The 21,078-nt window shown below is 66.2% G+C and carries 17 protein-coding genes; 12 read left to right on the top strand and 5 right to left on the bottom strand.

Going from position 1 to position 21,078, the window contains the following annotated elements:
- Positions 1 to 160: 160 nt before the first annotated feature.
- Positions 161 to 2,884, top strand: a complete 2,724-nt coding sequence (locus AC1DEK_RS07180) for an ATP-binding protein (RefSeq protein ID WP_478124523.1) — start codon at positions 161 to 163, stop codon at positions 2,882 to 2,884.
- Here AC1DEK_RS07180 and AC1DEK_RS07175 read toward each other — a convergent pair.
- The 5 genes from AC1DEK_RS07175 to AC1DEK_RS07155 form a co-directional block, all read right to left on the bottom strand.
- Positions 2,881 to 5,583: an ATP-binding protein gene (locus AC1DEK_RS07175; RefSeq protein ID WP_478124522.1), complete on the bottom strand. Its 2,703-nt coding sequence runs from the start codon at positions 5,581 to 5,583 to the stop codon at positions 2,881 to 2,883. The two genes, AC1DEK_RS07180 and AC1DEK_RS07175, sit on opposite strands and share 4 nt — an antisense overlap.
- Positions 5,576 to 5,755: a hypothetical protein gene (locus AC1DEK_RS07170; protein WP_478124521.1), complete on the bottom strand. Its 180-nt coding sequence runs from the start codon at positions 5,753 to 5,755 to the stop codon at positions 5,576 to 5,578. The genes AC1DEK_RS07175 and AC1DEK_RS07170 overlap by 8 nt, the downstream gene beginning before the upstream one ends.
- Positions 5,756 to 5,911: 156 nt before the next feature.
- Complete coding sequence (locus AC1DEK_RS07165) at positions 5,912 to 6,730, bottom strand: alpha/beta fold hydrolase (protein WP_478124520.1); 819 nt, start codon at positions 6,728 to 6,730, stop codon at positions 5,912 to 5,914.
- A gap of 52 nt (positions 6,731 to 6,782) precedes the next feature.
- Complete coding sequence (locus AC1DEK_RS07160; RefSeq protein ID WP_478124519.1) at positions 6,783 to 7,082, bottom strand: hypothetical protein; 300 nt, start codon at positions 7,080 to 7,082, stop codon at positions 6,783 to 6,785.
- A 162-nt stretch (positions 7,083 to 7,244) separates the two neighbouring features.
- A complete protein-coding gene (locus AC1DEK_RS07155) occupies positions 7,245 to 8,018 on the bottom strand; it encodes a sensor histidine kinase (RefSeq protein WP_478124518.1) in 774 nt (257 codons plus the stop codon).
- A gap of 559 nt (positions 8,019 to 8,577) precedes the next feature.
- On the opposite strand from AC1DEK_RS07155, the gene AC1DEK_RS07150 reads away from it, so the two are divergent.
- The 11 genes from AC1DEK_RS07150 (at position 8,578) to AC1DEK_RS07100 (ending at position 21,049) form a co-directional block, all read left to right on the top strand.
- Positions 8,578 to 11,448 carry an ATP-binding protein gene (locus AC1DEK_RS07150; RefSeq protein ID WP_478124517.1) on the top strand — a complete coding sequence of 957 codons (2,871 nt, stop codon included), beginning with the start codon at positions 8,578 to 8,580 and terminating at the stop codon, positions 11,446 to 11,448.
- A 166-nt stretch (positions 11,449 to 11,614) separates the two neighbouring features.
- Positions 11,615 to 12,658, top strand: a complete 1,044-nt coding sequence (locus AC1DEK_RS07145) for a LysR family transcriptional regulator (protein ID WP_478124516.1) — start codon at positions 11,615 to 11,617, stop codon at positions 12,656 to 12,658.
- Positions 12,659 to 12,777: 119 nt separating this feature from the next.
- Positions 12,778 to 13,746: an alpha/beta fold hydrolase gene (locus AC1DEK_RS07140; protein ID WP_478124515.1), complete on the top strand. Its 969-nt coding sequence runs from the start codon at positions 12,778 to 12,780 to the stop codon at positions 13,744 to 13,746.
- Between the two features lie 32 nt (positions 13,747 to 13,778).
- Entirely contained in the window at positions 13,779 to 14,654 is an 876-nt protein-coding gene (locus AC1DEK_RS07135) for a hypothetical protein (RefSeq protein WP_478124514.1), read from the top strand.
- A gap of 10 nt (positions 14,655 to 14,664) precedes the next feature.
- A complete protein-coding gene (locus AC1DEK_RS07130) occupies positions 14,665 to 14,880 on the top strand; it encodes a dienelactone hydrolase family protein (RefSeq protein ID WP_478124513.1) in 216 nt (71 codons plus the stop codon).
- Positions 14,881 to 14,969: 89 nt separating this feature from the next.
- Entirely contained in the window at positions 14,970 to 15,593 is a 624-nt protein-coding gene (locus AC1DEK_RS07125) for a glutathione S-transferase family protein (RefSeq protein WP_478124512.1), read from the top strand.
- A 174-nt stretch (positions 15,594 to 15,767) separates the two neighbouring features.
- Positions 15,768 to 16,817, top strand: a complete 1,050-nt coding sequence (locus AC1DEK_RS07120) for a glutathione S-transferase family protein (RefSeq protein WP_478124511.1) — start codon at positions 15,768 to 15,770, stop codon at positions 16,815 to 16,817.
- A gap of 111 nt (positions 16,818 to 16,928) precedes the next feature.
- Positions 16,929 to 18,335, top strand: a complete 1,407-nt coding sequence (locus tag AC1DEK_RS07115; RefSeq protein ID WP_478124510.1) for an amidase — start codon at positions 16,929 to 16,931, stop codon at positions 18,333 to 18,335.
- A complete protein-coding gene (locus AC1DEK_RS07110) occupies positions 18,332 to 19,219 on the top strand; it encodes a tryptophan 2,3-dioxygenase (RefSeq protein WP_478124509.1) in 888 nt (295 codons plus the stop codon). The genes AC1DEK_RS07115 and AC1DEK_RS07110 overlap by 4 nt, the downstream gene beginning before the upstream one ends.
- Positions 19,220 to 19,387: 168 nt before the next feature.
- Positions 19,388 to 20,068 (top strand): nitroreductase, encoded by a 681-nt coding sequence (locus AC1DEK_RS07105; RefSeq protein WP_478124704.1) that lies wholly within the window; start codon positions 19,388 to 19,390, stop codon positions 20,066 to 20,068.
- A 30-nt stretch (positions 20,069 to 20,098) separates the two neighbouring features.
- Positions 20,099 to 21,049, top strand: coding sequence for a ring-cleaving dioxygenase (locus AC1DEK_RS07100; RefSeq protein ID WP_478124508.1), 951 nt, complete (start codon positions 20,099 to 20,101; stop codon positions 21,047 to 21,049).
- Positions 21,050 to 21,078 lie beyond the last annotated feature (29 nt).

Genomic DNA, 21,078 nt, shown 5'->3' with positions numbered 1-21,078 from the left:
GCCAGGGCACACTGCATGACTCTATGACCCATGGGCAGGAGGGCCTAGCCGGCTGTCGTGCAGCCTCCGGCTACGATCAAACAGATACTTGAGTCCCTGCCCATGGAAACCGTCGACCTGATCCACCTTCCCAGTCAGCCGCCTTGCGACGCTCATTCAAATGCAGCCTGAGGAGTCACCTGACCTGGCGTCGGCGGAAGTCCGATGGTACTTCGGCGTTTTCGTTGTCTGGGAGGCGCAGCGCCGCCTCGAGCGGGCCGGCGAGGCCGTTCGGCTGGGCCCGCGCTCTTTCGATCTGCTGTTGCAATTGATCAAGCGGGCCGGCGAGTTCGTGAGCAAGGACGTCCTGCTTGCGGCGGTCTGGGCCGGCGTGGTGGTCGAAGAGGCCAGCGTGCGTGTCCACATGTCCACGCTCCGCAAGGCGCTCGGGGAGCCAGGCGGGAGCGACGAATGCAAGGAGTGGATCTCCAACATTCCGCTGCGCGGCTACCGCTTCAATGGGCGTGTCCGGCGCGAGACGACCGGCATCTGGACCAAGCCCGTGGCGTCACTGCCCGATGCTGGTTTCACGCCGCTGCCCGTTCGGCTGACCGAGCTTGTCGGTCGCGAAGCCGATGTGGCGCGCCTTCTCGAATCGCTCGAAGCCCACCGGCTGGTCACGATTGCAGGCACGGGCGGCATCGGCAAGACCCGGCTCGCGATCCACGTGGCGCAGAACCATCAGCAGCGACACGGCACGCAGATCGCCTTCACCGATCTGTCGTCGCTGATTTCCCAGGATCACGTGCTCGGCACGTTGGCACGCGCCGTGGGGGTGCCCGCCGACCTGCCGAACATCGTCGGAGCCATCACGCAGCGGCTGGCAGGGCGCGCCGTGCTGCTGTTGATTGACAACTGCGAGCACGTGGTGGATTCCCTGGCGCCGCCGATCGACGGCCTGCTTTCCGTGCTCCCCGACTTGCGCATCCTCGCGACCAGCCGTGAGGCGCTTCGCGTGGCGGGCGAGTATGTCTTCCGATTGCCGGCGCTGGCGATTCCGGACGCCGAACAGATCTCGCTCACGCAGGCGTTGCACTGGCCGTCCGTCGAATTGCTTGTGGAACGGGCCAAGGCTGCGGGTGCGGGTGCGTTCGACGAATCGCATGGCCCTCTGCTGGCCCAGATCACCAGGCAGGTCGACGGCATTCCCTTGGCGATCGAACTGGTGGCCGCGCGCCTGGGCGTCCAACCGGTCGCCGATCTGGCGCGCAGGCTGGACGACCACATGCGCCTCTATGCCTTCAGCCGCGCCGCGCTCGCACGACACCGAACGCTCGCCGCGGCGCTGGACTGGAGCATCGCGTTGCTGAGCGATACGGAACTGCGGCTCTTTCGCTGGTTGTCGGTGTTCCGCGGCCGGTTCGATGTCGAATCCGCGCTCGGCGTGAGTGCCGGCGGCATGGACACCGACGTGGCATTCGACGCTCTGATCTCGCTGGTCAACAAGTCGCTGGTCTTCTTCGACAGCAGCGACGCTGTCGCGCCCTACCGGCTGCTGGACACGACGCGAAGCTATGCCGCCGCGCTTCTCGCGCAGAGCGACGAACGACCGGCTTTGCTGCGGCGCCATGCGATGCTCATGCGCGATCTCATGAAGGCCGCAGCGGCGGAACTCTCGGACCTGACCGAGCAGGCCTGGGCCGATCGATACGCGCACCGCCTGGACGACGTGCGCTTTGCACTCGAAGTCTGCCTCACGCAGCAACCCGACGCGAAGATGGCCGCCTCGCTGGTCACGGCTTCCGCGCCCTTGTGGTTTCACCTGGCCCAGGTCGTGGAATACCGCGACCGGGTCTCCGCAGCGCTAGCGCTGGTCGATCGGCAACCCACCCGCGACACGGAAACAGCGACCTGGCTGAACACGGCACTGGTCAGCGCCCTGCTCCACACCGGCAGGTCCTCGCCCGAGCTTGGGGCCGCCGCGGACCAAGCCCTGGCCGGCGCGCTTGCCGTCAAGATCCCCGTGCTGGAACTGCAAGCCCGCTGGGGCCGGTGCACGCACGACATGTTCCGCGGCGAGTATTCGGCGGCCTTGGATCAGGCGCACACGCTGATGGCGGCCGCGCAATCCTGGTCTGATCCCGCCGCGCTCAATCTCGCTCACCGCGTGATGGCGATGGCCAACCACTTTTGCGGCCACTTCGGTGTGGCAAGAATGCACAGCGAAGCCTCCGTGCGCGTGGGCGGCGGCCTGGGCCATGCCCGAGCCAACATGGTGGGAGTGAACGCCATCGTTGCGGCAAAAGCCATGCTGAGCCGAACGCTGTGGGTGCAAGGGGAAACGGCCAGGGCCCTCGAAGAGGCAAGCGACGCGGTGGACCGCGCGCAAGCGGCCGGAAAGTCCGTCTCTTTGTGCTCCGCGCTGTATGGCGCCTGCCCGGTCGCGCTGTGGGCCGGCGAACTCGAGCTTGCCGCCCAATGGATTCACTTGATGACGGACGAAGCACAGCGTAGGGGCCTGGTGGGCTGGCTGCGCTATGCCGAGTGGTTCTCCCAGGGGCTGCAGTTGGGCATCGCGCCGGACCGGGACCTTTACGTGCGCGAAGTGGCCGACCAGCTCGCGACCTATGACGCCCCTCACCGGGAAATGCTCGCGACCTTCTGCGTCGACTGGGTCGACGACGAGATGGTCGAGCGCGTCTCGCGCGGAGACAGTCCCTGGGTCGCCGCCGAGGTCTGGCGCGCCGCCGGGTGGCGCGCAGCGCAAAGCGCTGCGCCTGACAAGGCCGAGGTCTTCTACCTCCGGGCCATCGAAACCGCCAGGCGACAGGGTGCCGTCGCCTGGGAACAGCGCGCCACACTGGCACGGACCCGCCCGCCGGGCGCCCGGCCGGTTCAACGCTAACCCATCCTGGCGCGAAACTCTTCCAGCGTCTGCGCTGCACGTAGTTCCCAGGCGAATGCGCCTTGCGAGCGTGCGAGGGCATGGGCCTGCAAATAAAGTGCCTGGGCTTGCGCGGCGTCGCCCAGCAGTTCCTTGCGCCGCCCGGCGGCACGGTACACCTCCGCAGCGCTCCACTGGCCTTCGCCCTGCATTGCGCGAGCCAGCAGGTGATCGTCCACCCACCGGTCGCAGAACGTGACCATCATTTCCCTGCGGGGTTCATCCATGACCAAGACCTTTGCCGCGACGGCATCGATGTGCGCGCCGGCGTCGTCGACCTCACCGAGCTTCATGGCGTCGTCGTAGCAAAGGGCCCAGTCATGCCAGTAGGCGAAGCCCTTGGAACGGGTCTGCTGCAACATCGTGTCGACCCAGGCGCGCGCTGCCGGTTGTTCGCCGGCCCATATGGCCACCGGACAGATCCAGAAGAGCGCAACGCACAGCGACAGTGCGTGCCCTAGTGCCTCCGCCTCCTGCATGCACCGGACGGCAGTGGCCATGGCGAGACGGCTCTCGCCCTGGATCCACAGCGTCCTGGCAAGAATGGCCATGGCGGTGGTGCGTGCGTCAGGCTGGAACGCGTTGACATGGTTGCGCCGGATCGCCTCGTCCACGTCCGCCGCCGCTTCGGCGTGCATCCTGGCCTGGGCGAACAAGCCGCAGAAGTGACTGGCGAGCGCCAGCATCCGGTGCGATAGGTTGCGCGTCACGGCGTTGGTCGAGTGGCTCGCGAATTCGTTCAGGATCTCGGCATGCCGCAATGCTGGTGGGTACGCGCCGCGCGTGACGTTCAGTGCGCAAAGGCCCCACCGAGCCTGGAACTCGAGCGTCTTCATCTTGAATTCCAGTGCGCAATCCAGCGCCCGCTCGCAAGCCTGTGTCATCTCCGGCACCGTGCCGCCGGTGTGCCACAAGGCGTTGTAAAGCGCGATCTCCAGCCGCCCGGCCGTCAGGCGGTCGGGTACCTTCAGCGAATCGACGTGGTCCAGCGCCGCCCGAACACGATCCCGGTATTCGCTGACCTCGGACAGGCGAAACCACAGCGGCGCCGATGCGACAGTGAGCGCGCCCGCGATCGTCATGTCGTCGTGGTGGCCGATACAAGCATCCAGCGCCGCACGAACGTCGTCCAGGGAGCCGCGGTAGCGCTGCGTCCAGGCATCTGCGTCCAGCGACGCGAGTTCCGCGGTGGCAATGCCCATGAGGTCCAGCATGAAAAGGGCATGGCTTTTCGACACCGCGTCTTTCTCGCTCGCCCGCACCAGCAGCGCGTGCGCATAGCTGCGGGTGGTATCGAGCAGGCGGTAGGGCGAGTCCGCGGCTTGATCGGTGTCGTAGACGACGAGCGACTTGCTGGCCAGGCTCAGCAACGCATCGGACGCCACGTCCGGGTCCAGCGCACTCGCTGCCACGCTCAGCGCCGCCGCGACGCCGAAGTAAGCGCGGAACACCGACAACCTGCGGAACAGAAGCAGCTCGGCATCGCCCAGCAGGCCGATGCTCCAGTCCAGCGTCGCAGCCAGTGTGCGTTGTCTTGCCAGCGCAGCCCGCTTGGCCGTCGAATGCAGGCGCATGTGATCGTCGAGTCTGAATGCGAGCTCGCTCACGGGTTGTGCGCCCAGGCGGGCCGCGACCAACTCGATCGCCAGCGGGATGCCGTCCACCTGTTGGCAGATCCTGGTCAGCGGACCGCTGCTTGCGTCATCGAATTCGCGGGCCCCCGCGGCCTCGGCCCTCTCGACGAGCAACTGAACCGCCGGCGAGCGCAACGCATGCGCCAGGGAATCGGGCTGGGACTGCTGGACTGCCAGGGGCATCAAGCGAAAGACATGCTCGCCTCCCATGCGAAGCACCTCGCGGCTGGTGGCAAGGACCTGCAACCCGGGCAAGGCGGCCAGAAATCTGCCCAGGAGCGGCGACAGCCTCTCGATGACATGTTCGCAGTTGTCCACGAGCAGCAGCATCGCCTGGCCTTCGAGGCGCTGGACAATGGCTTCTTCGATATCCGGCACGCCGCCTCGCACGCCAATGGCGCGCGCCATGGTCGTCAGCACGTGGTCCTGCGAGGTCAGCGGCGCGAGATCGACGAAGCAGACCTGGCCATGCGGCGGCCTTTCCCGATAGCGCGCGGCGACGCAGATGGCAACGCTGGTCTTGCCCACGCCGCCGGGTCCGGCGACCGTGACCAGCCTGCTCGCCGCGAGCATGGCGAGCAGGCGCTCGACCTCCGCCTCGCGCCCCACGAGCCTGGAGAAGCGAACGGGCAACCCGGCAGGCGCATCCCGCAGCGACGCATGGGCCACTTGCGCGACCGCAGCGGGCGGCACGAACTCGCAGTGCACCCGGCCCAGGAAGCGATAGCCGCGCAGTGGGATGTTGGCGATCCATTCCAGGCAGCCGTCCTGGGCACTGGGCCGACCCAGGGCCTTGCGCAGGATCGACATATGGACTCGAACGCTCGCCTCCTCGACCGCCGTGTCAGGCCAGACCGCCGCGAGCAACTCGTCCTTGCTGATCACTTCGCCGGCGCGACCTACGAGTGCGACCAGCAGGCCGATGGCGCGCGATCCGAGCCGCACCGGCTGCCCGTCGCGCTCGAGCCTTGGCTCGGCTTCCAACAGTACGAAGGCACCAAAGCGCCATCGGCGACTCTCAGACACGGACCAGCCCGCGCTGCGCCGCCTTCGCCCCCACCTGCACCCTCGAGCCGACACGCGGCTTCTCGCAGATGCTGGAGACGTGTGCTTTGACGGTGATGGTGCCGGCGGCCACATAACGGTCGCGGTGCGTGACCGCCACATGGATCGGCCTGGCCTGGATCGGCGCGGTCATGGCTTCAAGTCCTTCTGAAAGTCATGGGTGGAAGTCTGTGCAGTTGGCGATCGCGTCGCCAGTTAAAGCGTGTCAAGCCTTGTTAAGGGCCCGGATGCGCCAGGCAGCGAGACCTTCATGGGTACACGAGCGCCAGGACACGAGCGGCACGCAGCCTCAGGGCTGTGCCCTCGCGACCGCGTCCGCGGCTTCGACGATCAGCCGGGACACCAGCTTCGGCCGCGAGATCATGACCACGTGTGAAGCGCCCTTGACCACGACCGTCTTCATCGACTTGGCACGCTCGGCCATGAAGGCCTGCACGGCAGCCGGAATGTTCTTGTCGCGGTCGCCGTAGATGAACCAGGAGGGCACGTTCTTCCATGCGGCAGCAGGCGACGGTTCGCCCAGGGCGCCCTCTGTGATGGGGCGTTGCGACACGGCCATCAACCCGGCAAGAGACGGCGGCACGTCTTCGGCGAATTGCTTGCTGAACTTGTCCTGCTGGATGTAGAGGTCCTTGCCGCCGTCCGGCAGAAGCACCGGCGCCGCCAGCGCCGAGCCGAGCGTGCTGCCGGGAAACTTGCCCGATAGGTCGGCCGCGGACTCGCCCACTTCGGGGGCGAACGCAGCCACGAAGACCAGGGCCTGGACGTTGGGCTTTCCCATCGCCGCAGCGGAAATCACCAACCCGCCATACGAATGTCCGACCAGCACGACCGGACCGAGGATCGACCCCACGAGGGCTGCCACGTAGTCCGCGTCGGACTTCACGCCGCGAAGCGGATTCGCGGCGGCGACAACGGGAAAGCTGCGCGCACGAAGGTCGCGCGCCACGTCATTCCAGCTGGCCGATTCGGCGAAGGCGCCATGGACCAGCACGACAGTGGGCTTTGTCGGCGCGCCGGATGTGGCCGCGGTTGCAGGTGCCGACAGATGCAGCGTCAGGATGCCGAGGGCTGTGAATGCGCGTGCGAGGCTGGAAAAATTCTTCATGCTGATGTCCTTTGATGAATGGATGGCCTGGGCGGCCGCAATGGGCGGCGACTCAATACGCGCCCGGAAAGTGGCTTCCGTGCACATGAGCGGAACAGATGTCATGCACGGACGCCGTCGCATGGATGGCCGCGGTCGCAAATCGCAGTTCCGCGTGCGCCGCCTCACCGGTGGCAATCGCGTAGGCGGCCACGATGGCCAGCAGCGAGATGCTTATGTATCCCGCGCTCCAGACCCGATCGATCGCACCTCGCGGCGCGGCGTCGCCGGCCGCCTGCAAGGCCTGCGTGCGCGCCTTGAGCGTGCGGCGTGTCGCGCCCAATGGCGCGAAGGAACGAATGCGCTGCGTCATGGTGACTCCTCAAGGGTGTGATGGCCCTCGCCTCAGGACGGCTGGGCTCCGGTTCGCGAACATCGCGGCACGGCTCGAATGCTAGGTTTCGCATCTCGGTTGCGGTAGTCATGCCGGAGGTACTGCCGTGTTGCATGCCCGGCATCAATGTGCGGCGCACTGTCAGGCGCGTCGATGAAGAGGAAGCCACACGTTGAACTCGGCGCCGCGTCCGGGTCCCGCGGAGGTCGCCTTCACGAAGCCGCCGTGAGCGACCGCAAGACCGTGAACCAGCGCCAGGCCGATGCCCAACCCACTGCGCGAGCCGCGGTCCCCGGTACCGGCCTGGCTGAACAGGCCGAAGACATGCGGCAGGAACTCGCGCGCGATGCCGCAGCCGCTGTCCGCGACGGCCAGCCGGGCGAAGCCATCCTCGGAGGACAGGCGCACTTGAACCTCCGCGCCGGCGGGCGAGAACTTCATCGCGTTGTCCAGCAGGTTGCCCACGACCTGCTCCAGCCGCACCGGGTCGGCATGGCAGATCAACGCATCGGCCGTCTGCATCTGTGCGCGCAAGCGGCCCGACGACCAGCGCGCACCGAAGGCGGCGACGAGGTCCAGCGCGAGTGCGCCGAAGTCGACCTCCGCGCGGCGCAGCGCCAGCTTGCCGGTTCGCAGGCGCGAGAAATCGAGCAGGTCGTCAATGAGCCGCGTCTGGCTTTCGATGGCGCGCTGCATCGCCTGGGCGATGCGCTGCAGTTGCGAGGGCTCCGCGGATGCGGGCAGGCGCTGCAGCAGGCTGGCGTTCATCTGAATGACATTCAGGGGCTGCCTGAGTTCGTGCGAGATGACGGCCAGTGCCCGGTCTCGGGTCGTGCAGCGCAAGTTCGTTGCGGCTCGAACGTCGTGCGGGGTCTGAAGGGCGGACTGCGCGCCCCCGGTGTGATAAAGGTTCACGAGAAATCCGTGCTTCTTGATGCGGCCGCCCCGGATTCACGCGGCAGGGGGCCTCGGTGATGAACGATGTTGTTCTCTGTTTTTCGCGACGACACCGATCGTAGGCAGCCGCATCTCCTCGCAGAAGGGCGCTGCGGTGGCGCACCGTGTTGCCGGCGGAACACCAATCGACCAGAGCCGGCCGCGGCACATCGTTCGTGATCTCAGGACGCTTCGTTCACCCGAACCGGATTCCTGAACCGCCCCTCATCGCATCCAATCGCTCGACAACGCCGACGGCGGTGATTGCTGCCCATGCAAGGCGCACATCGCCGCCGTCACAAAACCCCAGGCCTGGCCGTCTTGCATCTTGAAGGAGCGTGTCCCCGGCCGCCAGGCAGGCAGTTCCTCCCCCGTCGTGGGTCTGAATGGCTGCGGCCTTCATCTTCTTGACTGGATCATCGAATGAAAAAATCTGCGCTCAAGGCATTTCCCATCGCGGGCTGGCGGGTCGCCGCCGTCCGACGCCGCACGGGCCTGCCCGCAGCGCAGGCATTGCGAGGGCTCGCGAGTGGGTGACATGTACGACATCGCGGCGCGCCCCACGCCAGGGGACGCGCATGACGGCGCGGCGCAGGGGCCGTGCGAAGTGCGCTGGCGCTTTGGCGCATTCATCCTCTGGGAGTCCCAGCGCCGGCTGGAAAGACTCGGGCATAGCGTGCGCCTGGGCTCGCGCTCGTTCGAGCTGCTGCTGCAACTGCTCAGACGTGTGGGCGAAGTCGTGGGCAAGGACGCGCTGCTCGCCACCGTGTGGGCCGGGGTGGTGGTCGAGGAGTCCAGTGTGCGGGTCCACATCTCCGCGCTTCGCAAGGCTTTGGGTGAGCCTCAAGACGGGGACAACTGCAAGGAATGGATTTCGAACATTCCCCTGCGTGGTTATCGGTTCAATGGCACGGTTTTTCGCGAACAGGCTGGCATGCCGACCGAGGATCGGCCGCGGGCGGCGGCCCTGCCCGCGCTGTCTTTCGCGAAGCTGCCGGAGCGCCTCACCCGGCTGGTGGGCCGCGACGCCGACATGGAGCGCGTGCTAGCGGCACTCGCCACGCGCCGGCTGGTCACCCTCGTCGGCACCGGCGGCATCGGGAAGACCCGTGTCGCGATCCATGCGGCCGAATGCCATGCAGAACGCACGGCCATGCAGCTAGCTTTCATCGACCTTTCGTCACTGGTCTCGCAGGCCCATCTGGCGAGCACGGTGGCCCGCGCGCTCGACGCACCGGCGGACACCCCCGACACGACGAGGGCCATCCTGCAGCGCCTGGAGGACCGCGACGTGCTCCTGCTGATCGACAACTGCGAGCACGTGCTCGACGCGCTGGCGCTTCTTGTCACCGAACTGCTCGGCGCCCTTCCCGGCTTGCGCATCCTCGCAACCAGCCGGGAGGCGATTCGCATCGAGGGAGAACACGTCGAGCGACTGTCGCCGCTCGCGGTGCCCGGCGCGCAGTGTGCCGACCTGGCCGAAGCCATGGCGTCGCCCGCGGTCGAACTGCTGGTCGAGCGTGCGAAGGCCGTGGGTGCCCGCGCGTTCGAGGATTCCGACGGCCCGTTGCTCACCGCAGTCGCCCGACAGGTCGATGGCATCCCGCTGGCCATCGAACTGGTGGCGGCACGCCTGGGCGTCCAGCCGATCGGCGACCTTGCCTTCCGGCTGAATGACCACATGCGGCTGTACTCCGCAGGCAGTCGAGCCGTTCTGCCCCGGCACAGCACGCTCGCGGCCGCGCTGGATTGGAGCATCGCACTGCTCGACGACGCGGAACTGCGACTCTTTCGGCGGCTCTCGGTCTTCCGGGGGCGCTTCGATGTCGAGTCGGCGCTGAGCGTCACCCGGGCGGACATGGATTCCGAAGTGGCGTTCGATGCATTGATCTCGCTGGCGAATAAATCGCTGGTGTCGTTCGATAACAGCGACGGCATCGCGCCCTACCGGCTGCTCGACACGACGCGCAGCTACGCCGCCGTACTTCTCGCGCAGACCGATGAAGGCCCGGCGTTGCGGCGGCGCCATGCGCTCTTCATGCGCGAGCTGATGAGCGCCGCCACGTCGGATTCGGGCGAACTCACCGTACTGGCCTGGAACGCGCGCTACGCGCACCGGCTGGACGACGTGCGCAGTGCGCTGGACGCCTGCCTGTCGCAGCAGGACGACTGGGAAACCGGCGCCGCGCTCACCATCGCTTCGGCGCCCTTGTGGTTTCACGTCTCGCAGGTCGAGGAGTATCGCGACCGGGTCATCGCTGCGCTCGCATGCCTCGTGCAACCGCCGGGTGCGGGCACAGAGACAGAGGCATGGCTGCAGATCGCCCTGGGCAATGCGCTGTGGCACACCCGCGGACCGGTCCCCGAAATGAGCGCCGCCTACGATCGGGCGCTTGCTGTGGCCATGTTGGTCCGGTCGGTCGTGCTGGAGCTCCAGGCCCGCTGGGGTATCTGCGTGCTGCATGCGATTCGCGGCGAATACTCGGCCGCGCTACACCACTCGCAGGTGCTGTTCGAATTCGCGCAATCGACCCCCGATCCCGCCGCGCTCAACCTGGCACATCGCATGACCGCCTTGGCGAGTCACTTCTGCGGCAACTTTTTTGCGGCCAGCGCCGGCGCCCAGGCGGCGATCGTTGTGGGCGGCACCGTGCGCCAGACACCCGTCAATCTGTTCCAGGTCGATGCCGCCGTCGCATCGAACGCCTTTCTGGCCCGTACGCTCTGGCTCCAGGGCGATGCGGCGAAGGCCATGGCCACCGCCACCCACGCGGTGGCTCTTGCCGAGGCCGGGGGCAATGCGCTGTCGCTGTGCTTCGCGCTGTTCGGCACATGCCCGGTCGCCCTTTGGTCGGGCGAGTTGGAACTGGCGCGCAAATGGGTGCGCATGCTGCTGGACGAGGCCCAGCGCAGAGGTTTGGTGTACTGGCACCAGTGGGCGCATTGCTATGCACTGGGCCTGCAGGCGCTCACCACGCACGACCCCCACCGGCATATACGCCAGGTCGCGCAGCAACTCGACGAGTTTGACGCGCCACGCAAAGAAATGCTCGTGACCTTCTGCGCCGACTGGATCGACGACGAGACGATCGCGCGCGCCGGCGCCGGACACGGCCAATGGAGCGCGGCCGAGACCTGGCGCGCTGCGGGCCGGCGCTGCGAGCAGCGCGGCCTCGACGATGAAGCTGAGGCGTTCTACCTGCGTGCCGTCGACACTGCCAGGCAGCAAGGCGCGCTGGGATGGGAATTTCGTGCGGCGATCAGCACCGCCCGGCTGTGGGATCGCCGAGGCAAGAGGAAGGACGCCCTTGACCTTCTGGACCTGATCTGCGCGCGCGCGGCGCCTCGCGTCGAGCACCCGGGCCTTGCGCAAGCCCGCGCACTGCGCCGCGCACTCTCCCGCACCTGAGAGGTCCGCGCCGCATCGGGCTCACGGGGACAGTGCCGGAACGACGGGCATAACAAACATTGACAGGGCTTAACTGGCCCCGGCACGGCTTTGCGCGCAGAGTGACTGCTTCGCTTTCATGGGGGGATCCAGGACATCTGATCCCTCGAACCGAGAAGCCGTACTCATGACAACCTCTGCCCTTCCTTCGCCCTCTTCCATCCCCCTCACGCCACGCGCGGACCCGCTGGCCTCCAGCTTCGCCACCAGCTATGCCGGGGTGGTTGCCTTCATTGCCGTTGTCACGGAAGGCAGCTTCGCACGGGCCGCCGATCGCCTGGGCATCGGCCGGTCCGCCGTGAGCCGCAGCGTCCAGAAGCTGGAAGACCAGCTGAACGTCCGGCTCTTCCTGCGCACCACGCGAAGCACCACGCTCACGCGCGAAGGCGACCTCTTCTACGCCAATTGCCACACCGGCGTCGACCGGATCGTCCAGGCAGTGGAAGAGATGCGGGACCTGCGGCAAGGCCCACCCCGCGGGCACCTGCGCATCAACGCCGCAGTCGGCTTCGGCCGCCGGGTCGTCGCACCGCTGCTGGGCGAATTTCGCGCGACCTACCCGGCGGTCACCATCGACCTGTTGCTCAACGACAAGCCGACCGATTTCACCTCCGACCGGGTGGACATCGCGTTTCGCAACGGCCGCATGGAAGACGCCCAGATCATCGCCAAGCAGATCATCCCCATGCAGCTGCTGCTGTGCGCCTCCCCCGCCTACCAGGCGGCCCACGGACTGCCCGACAGTGTGGAAGCGCTGGCCCAGCACGAGTGCATCAATTTTCGCTTTTCATCCGGCCGCATCTTCGAGTGGGAGTTCAAGGTCGGGGGCCAGCCACGCAAGCTCGTGCCGCAGGCCAAGCTCACCTACAACGACGCGGACCTGGTGCTGCAGGCCGTGCTCGACGGCCACGGCATCGCCCAACTGCCGGGCTACCTGGTCTGCGAGGCGCTCAGGACCGGTGCGCTTGTCCCGTGCCTGACTCAGTACGCGCCCGACGACAGCGGCCACTACATCTGCTATCTGAGCCGCCAACATCTGCCTTCGCGCATGCGCGTGTTCATCGACTTCATGACTTCGAAGATCCGAGCCGCCGACCTGGACTGCCTCACCGACCTCAGCCCGAAGCTGCGGGCCGATGCCGGGATTGGTGCCGTCGCGACAACAGCATGAGTCCCTGCGCGGGCCTACCCCCTCGCCCTCGGCAAACCTAGCATTTCAATCGTTCCACGGCCTCTTTCGCAGCGCTCGCGCACCGTGGTCCGACGTTTCAAATTCAACCGCAGGAAACCATGAAGACCACACAGAATCCTTCGCGCCGACACCTGATTGCGACCGGCGCTGCCGTCGCCACTGGCACCCTCGCGTTCGGCATGCAAGAAGCAGCCGGCGCAGCAAACCGCAACCGAGCGCCCCAGTCTCAGAGCCCCTCGAGAACCAGCAACACCATCACCACCCCCGACGGCACGCAGATCTACTACAAGGACTGGGGCGACGGCCCCGTCGTCACCTTCTCCCACGGCTGGCCGCTCAACGCCGACGCATGGGACGGACAGATGCTCTTCCTGGCGCGCAACGGCTTTCGCGTCATCGCGCACGACCGGCGCGGGCATGGCCGCTCGAGCCAGTCTTCGTCGGGCAATGACATGAACGGCTATGCCGACGACCTCGCGATTCTGTTCGAGGCGCTCGACCTGAAGAAGGCCACGATGGTCGGCCACTCCACCGGCGGCGGCGAGGTGGCGCGCTACATCGGACGCCATGGCAGCAAGCGCGTGGCGAAGGCCGTGCTCATCGGGGCGGTGCCGCCGGTGATGCTGAAGTCCGCAGCGAACCCCGAAGGCCTCCCGATCGAGGTGTTCGACGGCCTTCGCGCCGGGGTCGCCGGCGATCGCTCGCAGTTCTACAAGGAGTTCGCCCTCCCGTTCTTCGGTGCCAACCGACCGGGCGCGAAGGTGTCGCAAGGCATCCTGGACCAGTTCTGGATCTGGAGCATGCAATGCGGCCAGAAGAATTCCTACGAGTGCATCAAGGCCTTCTCCGAAACCGACTTCACCGAAGACCTGAAGAAGATCGATGTGCCCACCCTGATCATGCACGGCGAGGACGACCAGATCGTGCCCATCCACGACTCGGCAAAGAAGTCCGTCCAGCTCGTCAAAGGCGCCAAGGCAATCTACTACCCCGGCGCGCCGCACGGGCTCACCGCCACGATGCAAGACAAGATCAATGCAGACCTGCTTGCCTTCCTCAAGAGCTGAACCACGCACACGACCGACCTCGAACTTGCACCATGCTGAATCTTTTGCTGCAAACCACGATCGAACGAGACCCGGACGACTGGAACATCGCGCGCTTCAGTCGCCTGGGTTCGTTTCTCTCGCAGCTGCAGGACGACAACGGTCGGCCCGCCTTCCAAGTGACCGCGCGCGACCGTTCGTCACGCACCGTTCCCGACCCCGTACTCTCTACCCTGGATGAATCAGACTTCGACCAGCTCTGGCTCTTTGCCGTCGATACCGGCGACGGCCTGACACCGGAAGATTGTGCGAGCATCAGCCGATTCCGCCGTCGCGGCGGCGGCCTCATGGTCACGCGCGACCACATGGACCTGGGCAGTTCGATCTGCAACCTCAATGGCGTCGGCGCCGCGCACCACTTCCACAGCCGCAACTGCGAGCCCGATACGAAGCGCCAATGCGTCGACAACCCGTTCTCGGGCGCCATCTCGTGGCCCAACTACCACTCGGGCGCAAACGGCGACTACCAGCGCATCCGGTCGGTCGGCAGCATTCACCCGGTGATGCGCGACAGGCGCTCGGCCACGGGTGTGATCCAGTACCTTCCCGCGCATCCGCATGAAGGCACGGTCGGTGTACCGCCCGGTGATTCGAGCTGCCGCGTGGTCATGGAAGGGCAGAGCTCGCTGTCCGGCAGGCGCTTCAACATCGCGGTCGCGTTCGAGCACTCCGAGCACGGTGGTCGGGCCATCGCGCAGTCGACCTTTCATCATTTCGCCGACTACAACTGGGACCCTTCAGCCGGTTGTCCTTCCTTCGTCGCGGAACCGGCCGGCGATGGAATCATCCGCTTCTCCGAAGCGCTTCGCTCGACGAAGCAATACGTGCGCAACGTCGCCTTCTGGCTCAGCGCCGACCAGCCCGCTTGAGGAGAAAACCATGCACGCGCCCTTTCGGATCGCCACCACCGGCGGCCGCTTCACCGCGTACGTCGCCCGCCCGCAGAAACTTCCCGCGCCAGCCATCGTCGTCATCCACGAAGTCTTTGGCGTTAACGCCGACATGCGCCAGACCTGTGATGAACTCGCGGCGCAAGGTTACCTGGCCAACGGCAGGACCGCGGATTTCCTGGCGCTTCATCTGCAGCCGCACTGAAACGCCTGACGCACCCGTAGCAGCAACGACTTTCTCCAGCGAAAATCGCCGCACGGCCTGTCGCGGGCCATCACTTGATGGAGTCAACCATGCTGCGTCTCTACGACAGCCGTCTGTCGGGCAACTCCTGGAAGATCCGCATCCTGCTGAGCCAACTGGGCCTGGCGTACGAGCGCGTCACGCTGGACCTGCAGAAGGGCGAGGCGCGCGAACCCGCGTTTGGCCGGATCAGCCGGTTCTCACGCGTGCCGGTCCTGGTACTCGACGACGGGCGCCCGATCGTCGAATCGGGCGCGATCCTGCTGCATCTTGCCCAAGGTACGCCCTACCTTCCCGACGACCCGTACCTGCGAGCGGAGGTCATGAGCTGGCTCTTCTTCGAGCAGGCCGACCTCCAGAAAGCCATTGCCATCCCGCGCGTGCTTCACCTGCAAGGCCTTGCCCAGGAAAGGCAGCAGGACATCGAGCGGCTCCATGTCGACGGGTACGCAGGCCTCGAAAAACTCGACCAGTGTCTGCGCGGGCACACATGGCTCGTGGGCACGCACTACACCGTCGCCGACCTCGCACTTTCCGGCTACGTGTCACTGGCCGAGCAGGGCGGCTACGACATGGCCCGCTTTGCCGGCATCCGTGACTGGCTGGTACGCGTGCATGGCCAGCGCGGCTGGGTGCCCCTGATTCCGGAAGCCGGCCAGGCAGCCGGACGCTGAATCGCGCCTTCGATCGTTCGACATTCCGGGACCGTGCGTACAAGGTCCGACGCCTTCTCAATCACCCACCGCTTCCCTACGATTTGCCTGCGTTCATCCACCGCCGGATCGAACGAAAAGCTGCTCATTGATTGTTGGTTGGTGTGCCTGCCGCGCAGGCAGATGAGGAATGTGATGACGAGTCGTGCCTTGCTGATCGAAATGGCCGCCGCCGCGCGCGCCGCCGTTGCGGACCCTTCCCGCATCACCACCGTGGGCGGTGGCTCGGAACCCCGGTTCGAGCTCTTCCATGCGGCAAGCTCACTGTGCTCCCAGAAAGTGCGCACGGTGCTGCACGAGAAGGCGTTGCCGTATCGCTCCAACGACATGCGCATCCTGAGCACCATGGATAGCGGCGGCTTGGTTCCGGCCGAACACTACAGCCCCGCCTACATCCGCCTGCGCCTGGTCGCCGCGCGTGAATTGAACCGCGAGTACGTCAGCGGCTACAGCGGACGGACCTCGGTCGACTCGGAAGGCTTCGATCCCTGTGTTGTGCCATTGCTGGTCGACTACGACACCGGCCGCGTGATTGCCGATTCGCAACGCATCTGCATCTATCTCGACGGCGTCTCACGCACCCCGGTCCAGCTCGTTCCCGATGCACCCGATGCACGTGCGCAAGTCCTGCGACAGGTCGGCATCGTCGACCGGATCGCCAACGGCGCCCTGCTCTACGGTTTTCATCCAGATGCGGATCTGCGGCCCGACGCACTCAAGGCTTCGATGCAGACGGTCTATGACTACAAGGTCATGGCGCTGGAGCGGTTGATTGCCGACAACGCGGACGAGCCCGATCTGGTGGCCGCCTACCGGGCCAAGATCGTGAAGGAAAGCGGTGGCAAAAAGGTATCCCGCGATCCAGTCTTCCAACGCACGGCGCGCCAGCAGACGAAGCAGCTTCTCGTCGAGTTGGAGCGCGACCTGGCCGCGGGGTCATTCACTTTCCTGAATGGTCACGCCTTCTCCCTGGCCGACGTGTTCTGGGGTGTCAACCTCGTGCGGCTGAACTACCTCGGCCTGGCGTCGATGTGGGATGCGCTGCCCCATCTCGCCCGCTATGTCGATGCGCTGGCCAAGCGGCCTTCCTTGTGCAAGGAGTCGATCCAGGCCTCGATCGATTCGATGCCGCACTCCCGCTGCATGGATGCACTGGCTGACTGCCGGGCCGACGCCACGGCCTGACGTCTCCCTGCGCAGCCAAGCCGCTGCCTTTTCCATTCTCGTTCCCCTCACCCGACATGTCGTGGTGGCGGGTGCGCTCGTCCCACGCCTTCTTGAACACGGAGAAAAACCTTGATCGCCGATCGCCCGCCATCCCCCGTGATCCCTCGCGCACCCGGTGCGCGCTCTGCGCTCGAGGCACTGGCCGGGCGGCGCATCACAGCCGTGGCGCTGGTCGAGCAGGCACTCGAGGCCGCACAGGCCAGCAAGCGCGACCTGCACGCGTTCGCAGCCATCGACCGGGACGGCGCGCTGGCCGCCGCGGCCGAAAGCGACAGGCGCTATGCGCAAGGCCGGCAGCGGCCTCTGGAAGGACTGCCCATCGGCATCAAGGACCTGATCGACACCCAGGGCGTCGAAACGAGCTATGGCTCTGCGGCTTACATGGGGCACATTCCGAGCGCGGACGCCGACATCGTGCGCACGCTGACCGAGCGCGGCGCCATTCCCATCGGCAAGACGGCCACGCACGAATTCGCATGGGGCGTCACCACCGCCAGCGCCGCCTTCGGCGACGCCTTGAATCCGTGGGACCGCACACGCATTCCCGGCGGTTCCAGCGGCGGCGCCGCGGCGGCCATCGCCTGCGGCGCCGTGGCGGCCGGCCTCGGCACGGACACCGGCGGGTCGGTGCGCATCCCGGCCGCGCTGTGCGCGGTCGTGGGGTTCAAGCCGACTTACGGCGCGCTGTCCACGCGCGGCATCTTTCCACTGGCGCCGACGCTGGACCATCCCGGCTTACTTGGCGCGACGGTCGACGACGTCGCGATGCTGGCGGCTGCCTTCGCCATCGACATGCCGCAGCACGCCGTCCCGGCCTCCGCGCGCCTGGGCGTGGTGCGCGAGATCGCGCCCGTGCCGTTGGGCGCGGACGTCGCGGACGCGTTCGACGCCACCGTGGCGAGCCTCGGCCAGGTCTTTGCGTGCACGGCGCTCGATGCGCCCGGGTTGTTCGACGGCGTCTTCGAAGCCTTTGCGCACATCGTCCTCACCGAAGGCGGGGTCGAGCACTTCCGGCGCAACGACGTCGATCGCATCGCAGCCCACTACGGCCGTGAAACCATCGAAAGGCTCGAGCGCGCCAGGACCCTCACGCTCGGCGACTACGCGCGCGCGCAGCAGACGCGGCGCGACTTCACCGCCCGGCTGCATCGCGCGATGTCGGTGCTCGACTATCTCGTGCTGCCGACCTGCCCCTGCATCGCACCGCGAGTGGGCCAGCCATCGATCGACATCGGCCCATGGTCCGGCACGGTGCGCGAGGCGCTGATGACCTACACGGCGCCTTTCAACGTCGCAGGATTCCCCGCCCTCTCGATCCCCCTTGCCGTACGCGACGGCCGGCTGCCCGTCGGGTTGCAGATCGTGGCGAAGCCGGGCCACGACGGCGCCCTGCTGCAGATCGCACAGCAGATCGAACGCCTGTTGCACGCCGGCGCATCGACGACGTTTCCCCCCACCACCAGGAGCACACCATGAGCGACACCCCCACCCCTCAGACCATCGAACGTCCTGCGGCCGGCCAGACACCCTACAGCGCATGGATGCAGACCGACACCTTGCACTCGCTGCAGCGCACGGTCAGCGACCATCCGGGCGAGCACGCCTGGATCGTGCATGTGCAGGTGTCGGAGCTCTACTGGATGCTCATCATCAAGGAGATTCAGTCGGCCCAGGCCTTCCTGCGGGCCGACGATCTGCCGCAGGCCTGCCGCACGTTGCAGCGCGTCGTTGCGCACCACGCGCCGCTGGACGCCATCTGGCGCTCGATCGACTGGATGACGCCGAATGACCTGCTCGCCATCCTTTCGCGCGCGGTCGCCACGCATGGCAAGGACACGGCGCTCCAAGGGTGGACCTACCGGCAGATGGTCTATCTGCTGGGCATCAAGCAGGCCGAGCACCTGCAGCATTTCGAGCCGCAACCCCATCGCTGGGAACAGCTCAACAAGGCGCTGGGCGAAGCCAGCCTGTATGACGACGTGCTCGCGTTCCTCCAGCGTCGTGGATTGAACGTGCCGGCCGAGGTGCTCGCACGCGACCTGCGCGCGCCTTACAAGCCCAGTCGCGACGTCGAACAGGTCTGGCGCGGGGTCTATGCCGACCCGCACGCGAACATCGAGCTCCAGCAACTCGGCGAGACACTGGCCGACATTGCCGAAGGCTTCTGCAACTGGAAATTCCGCCACCTGATGGCGACGCGGCGAACCTTCGGTGCGCGGCCGGCGTACTTCGGCACCGAAGGCGTCGCGTGGCTCGCGCCCACGATGGACGAGATTCCGTTCCCCGAACTCTGGTCGGCACGCACCTTCATCGGTGATCCGCCACCCGTGTGCCCTCACATGGCCCGGCAGGGGAAATGAACACCCTGATCGTTCGCGATTGTCGGACCGTGCGTGCAAGAAGCAACGTCTTCTCAGGCGCCAGCCGTCTGCCTACGATTTCCCCAGCCTTCACGAGATCGCGTGAATTCAACAACAACACCGCAAGAGACAACCATGTCAGCCAACCTACTGATGGAGATTCTGGAAATGAATTCGGCACCTTTCATCGATAACCTCATCCGGGATCGACGCAGCAAGCGAGGCTTTCTCGACCGGCCCGTTCCCATCGACACAGTGAAGGACATCCTTTCGGCCGCGAGCCACGCACCCAGTTCGAGCAACACGCAACCGTGGCGCTGCTATGTCGTGACCGGAGAAACCCGCGACCGTGTCACCCGGGCTGCCGTGGCGGAGTTCCGTGCCAACCATGCCACGCTGGCCCCGGAGTACCCCTTCTTCCCTCAGCCGCTGCACGAACCCTACGGCACCCGCTTCAACACCTTCCGTGGCCAGCTCGGCGACGCACAGGGCGTGCATCGCAGCGACAAGACCGGGCGCCTTCGCGACGTGGAGCGCCAGTTCCTGTTCTTCGATGCGCCGGTCGGGATCATCTTCACGATGGATCGGCGTCTGGAATGGGCCAGCTTCCTGTGCTACGGCTGCTTCCTGCAGAACATCATGCTGGCCGCCAGAGGTCGGGGCCTGGACACCTGCCCGCAGCAGATCTGGTCATTGCAACACCACATCTTGCGGCAAGAGCTGGGCATTCCGCAGAACGAGATGGTGATCGCCGGCATGTCGCTGGGCTGGGCCAACAACGGCATGCCGGAGAACCGCATGACCCTGCACAAAACACCGGTCGAGCAATTCGCCTCGTTCACCCACTAGCCACCAACCGCATTCACACAAGGTACACACATGTCGATCATCAAAGGCTTTCATCACCTGACCGCGTGCGTCAGCGGCGCACAGGAAGACGTGGATTTCTACGTGAAGCTACTGGGCCAGAGCCTGGTCAAGAAAACGGTGCTGCTGGACGGCGACGAACCGGTCTACCACCTCTATTACGGCAACGCACAGGGCGACGCCGGCACGCTGGTCACTTCGTTCCCCTTCAAGCAGAAGGGCGTGAAGGGGCGCCGCGGCTCGGGCCAGATCAAGGTCATCAACTACTCGGTGCCGGCAGGCTCGCTGGATTTCTGGCGCGACCGCTTCAGCGCCCATGGCGTGACCTTCGACAAGAACGTCGTCGAGCGCTTCGGCGAGCAGCGCCAACGCTTTCAGCATCCCTGCGGCATCGAGTTCGATCTTGTGGCCTCCGACAACGACGCACGCCCGCCCTGCATCGCGGACGACATTCCGGCCGAGGTCGCGATCCGCGGCGTGCACAGCATCACGCTGTCGCTGCGAGAGGTCGATGAATCCATCATTTTCATGAGGGAAGCGCTGGACTTCCACTACGCCGGCCAAGCCGGCCCGCACCATCGCTTCGAGACCGCCGACGGCAAGCCCGGCACCATCGTCGAGTTCGTGCACGAACCCGACCGACTGCAAGGCTCGTCGATCTACGGCGAGGGCACGATCCATCACGTGGCCTTCGCGGTGGACAACGTCGAGCAACAGATGCAGATCAAGGAGAAGCTGATGTCGATGGGTCATATCGACACCTCCGAATCGGTCAACCGGAACTACTTCCGCTCGATGTATTTCAAGATGCCCGGCGGCGTGATGTTCGAGGCGGCGACCACCGACATCGGCTTTGCCATCGACGAAGAGCCCGGCCACTTCGGGGCGGAGTTCCAGCTGCCGCCATGGCTGCGCGAGCGCAAGGACGAGCTGCTTGCACGCCTGGAGCCCATCGCCGTCTGACGACGTGCAAGGCACCTTCTTTTTTCCCT

The organism is Variovorax sp. 10N420, from assembly GCF_056394705.1.
Note: the sequence above shows the minus strand (reverse complement) of the source record. Positions and strands in the feature narration are given on the sequence as shown.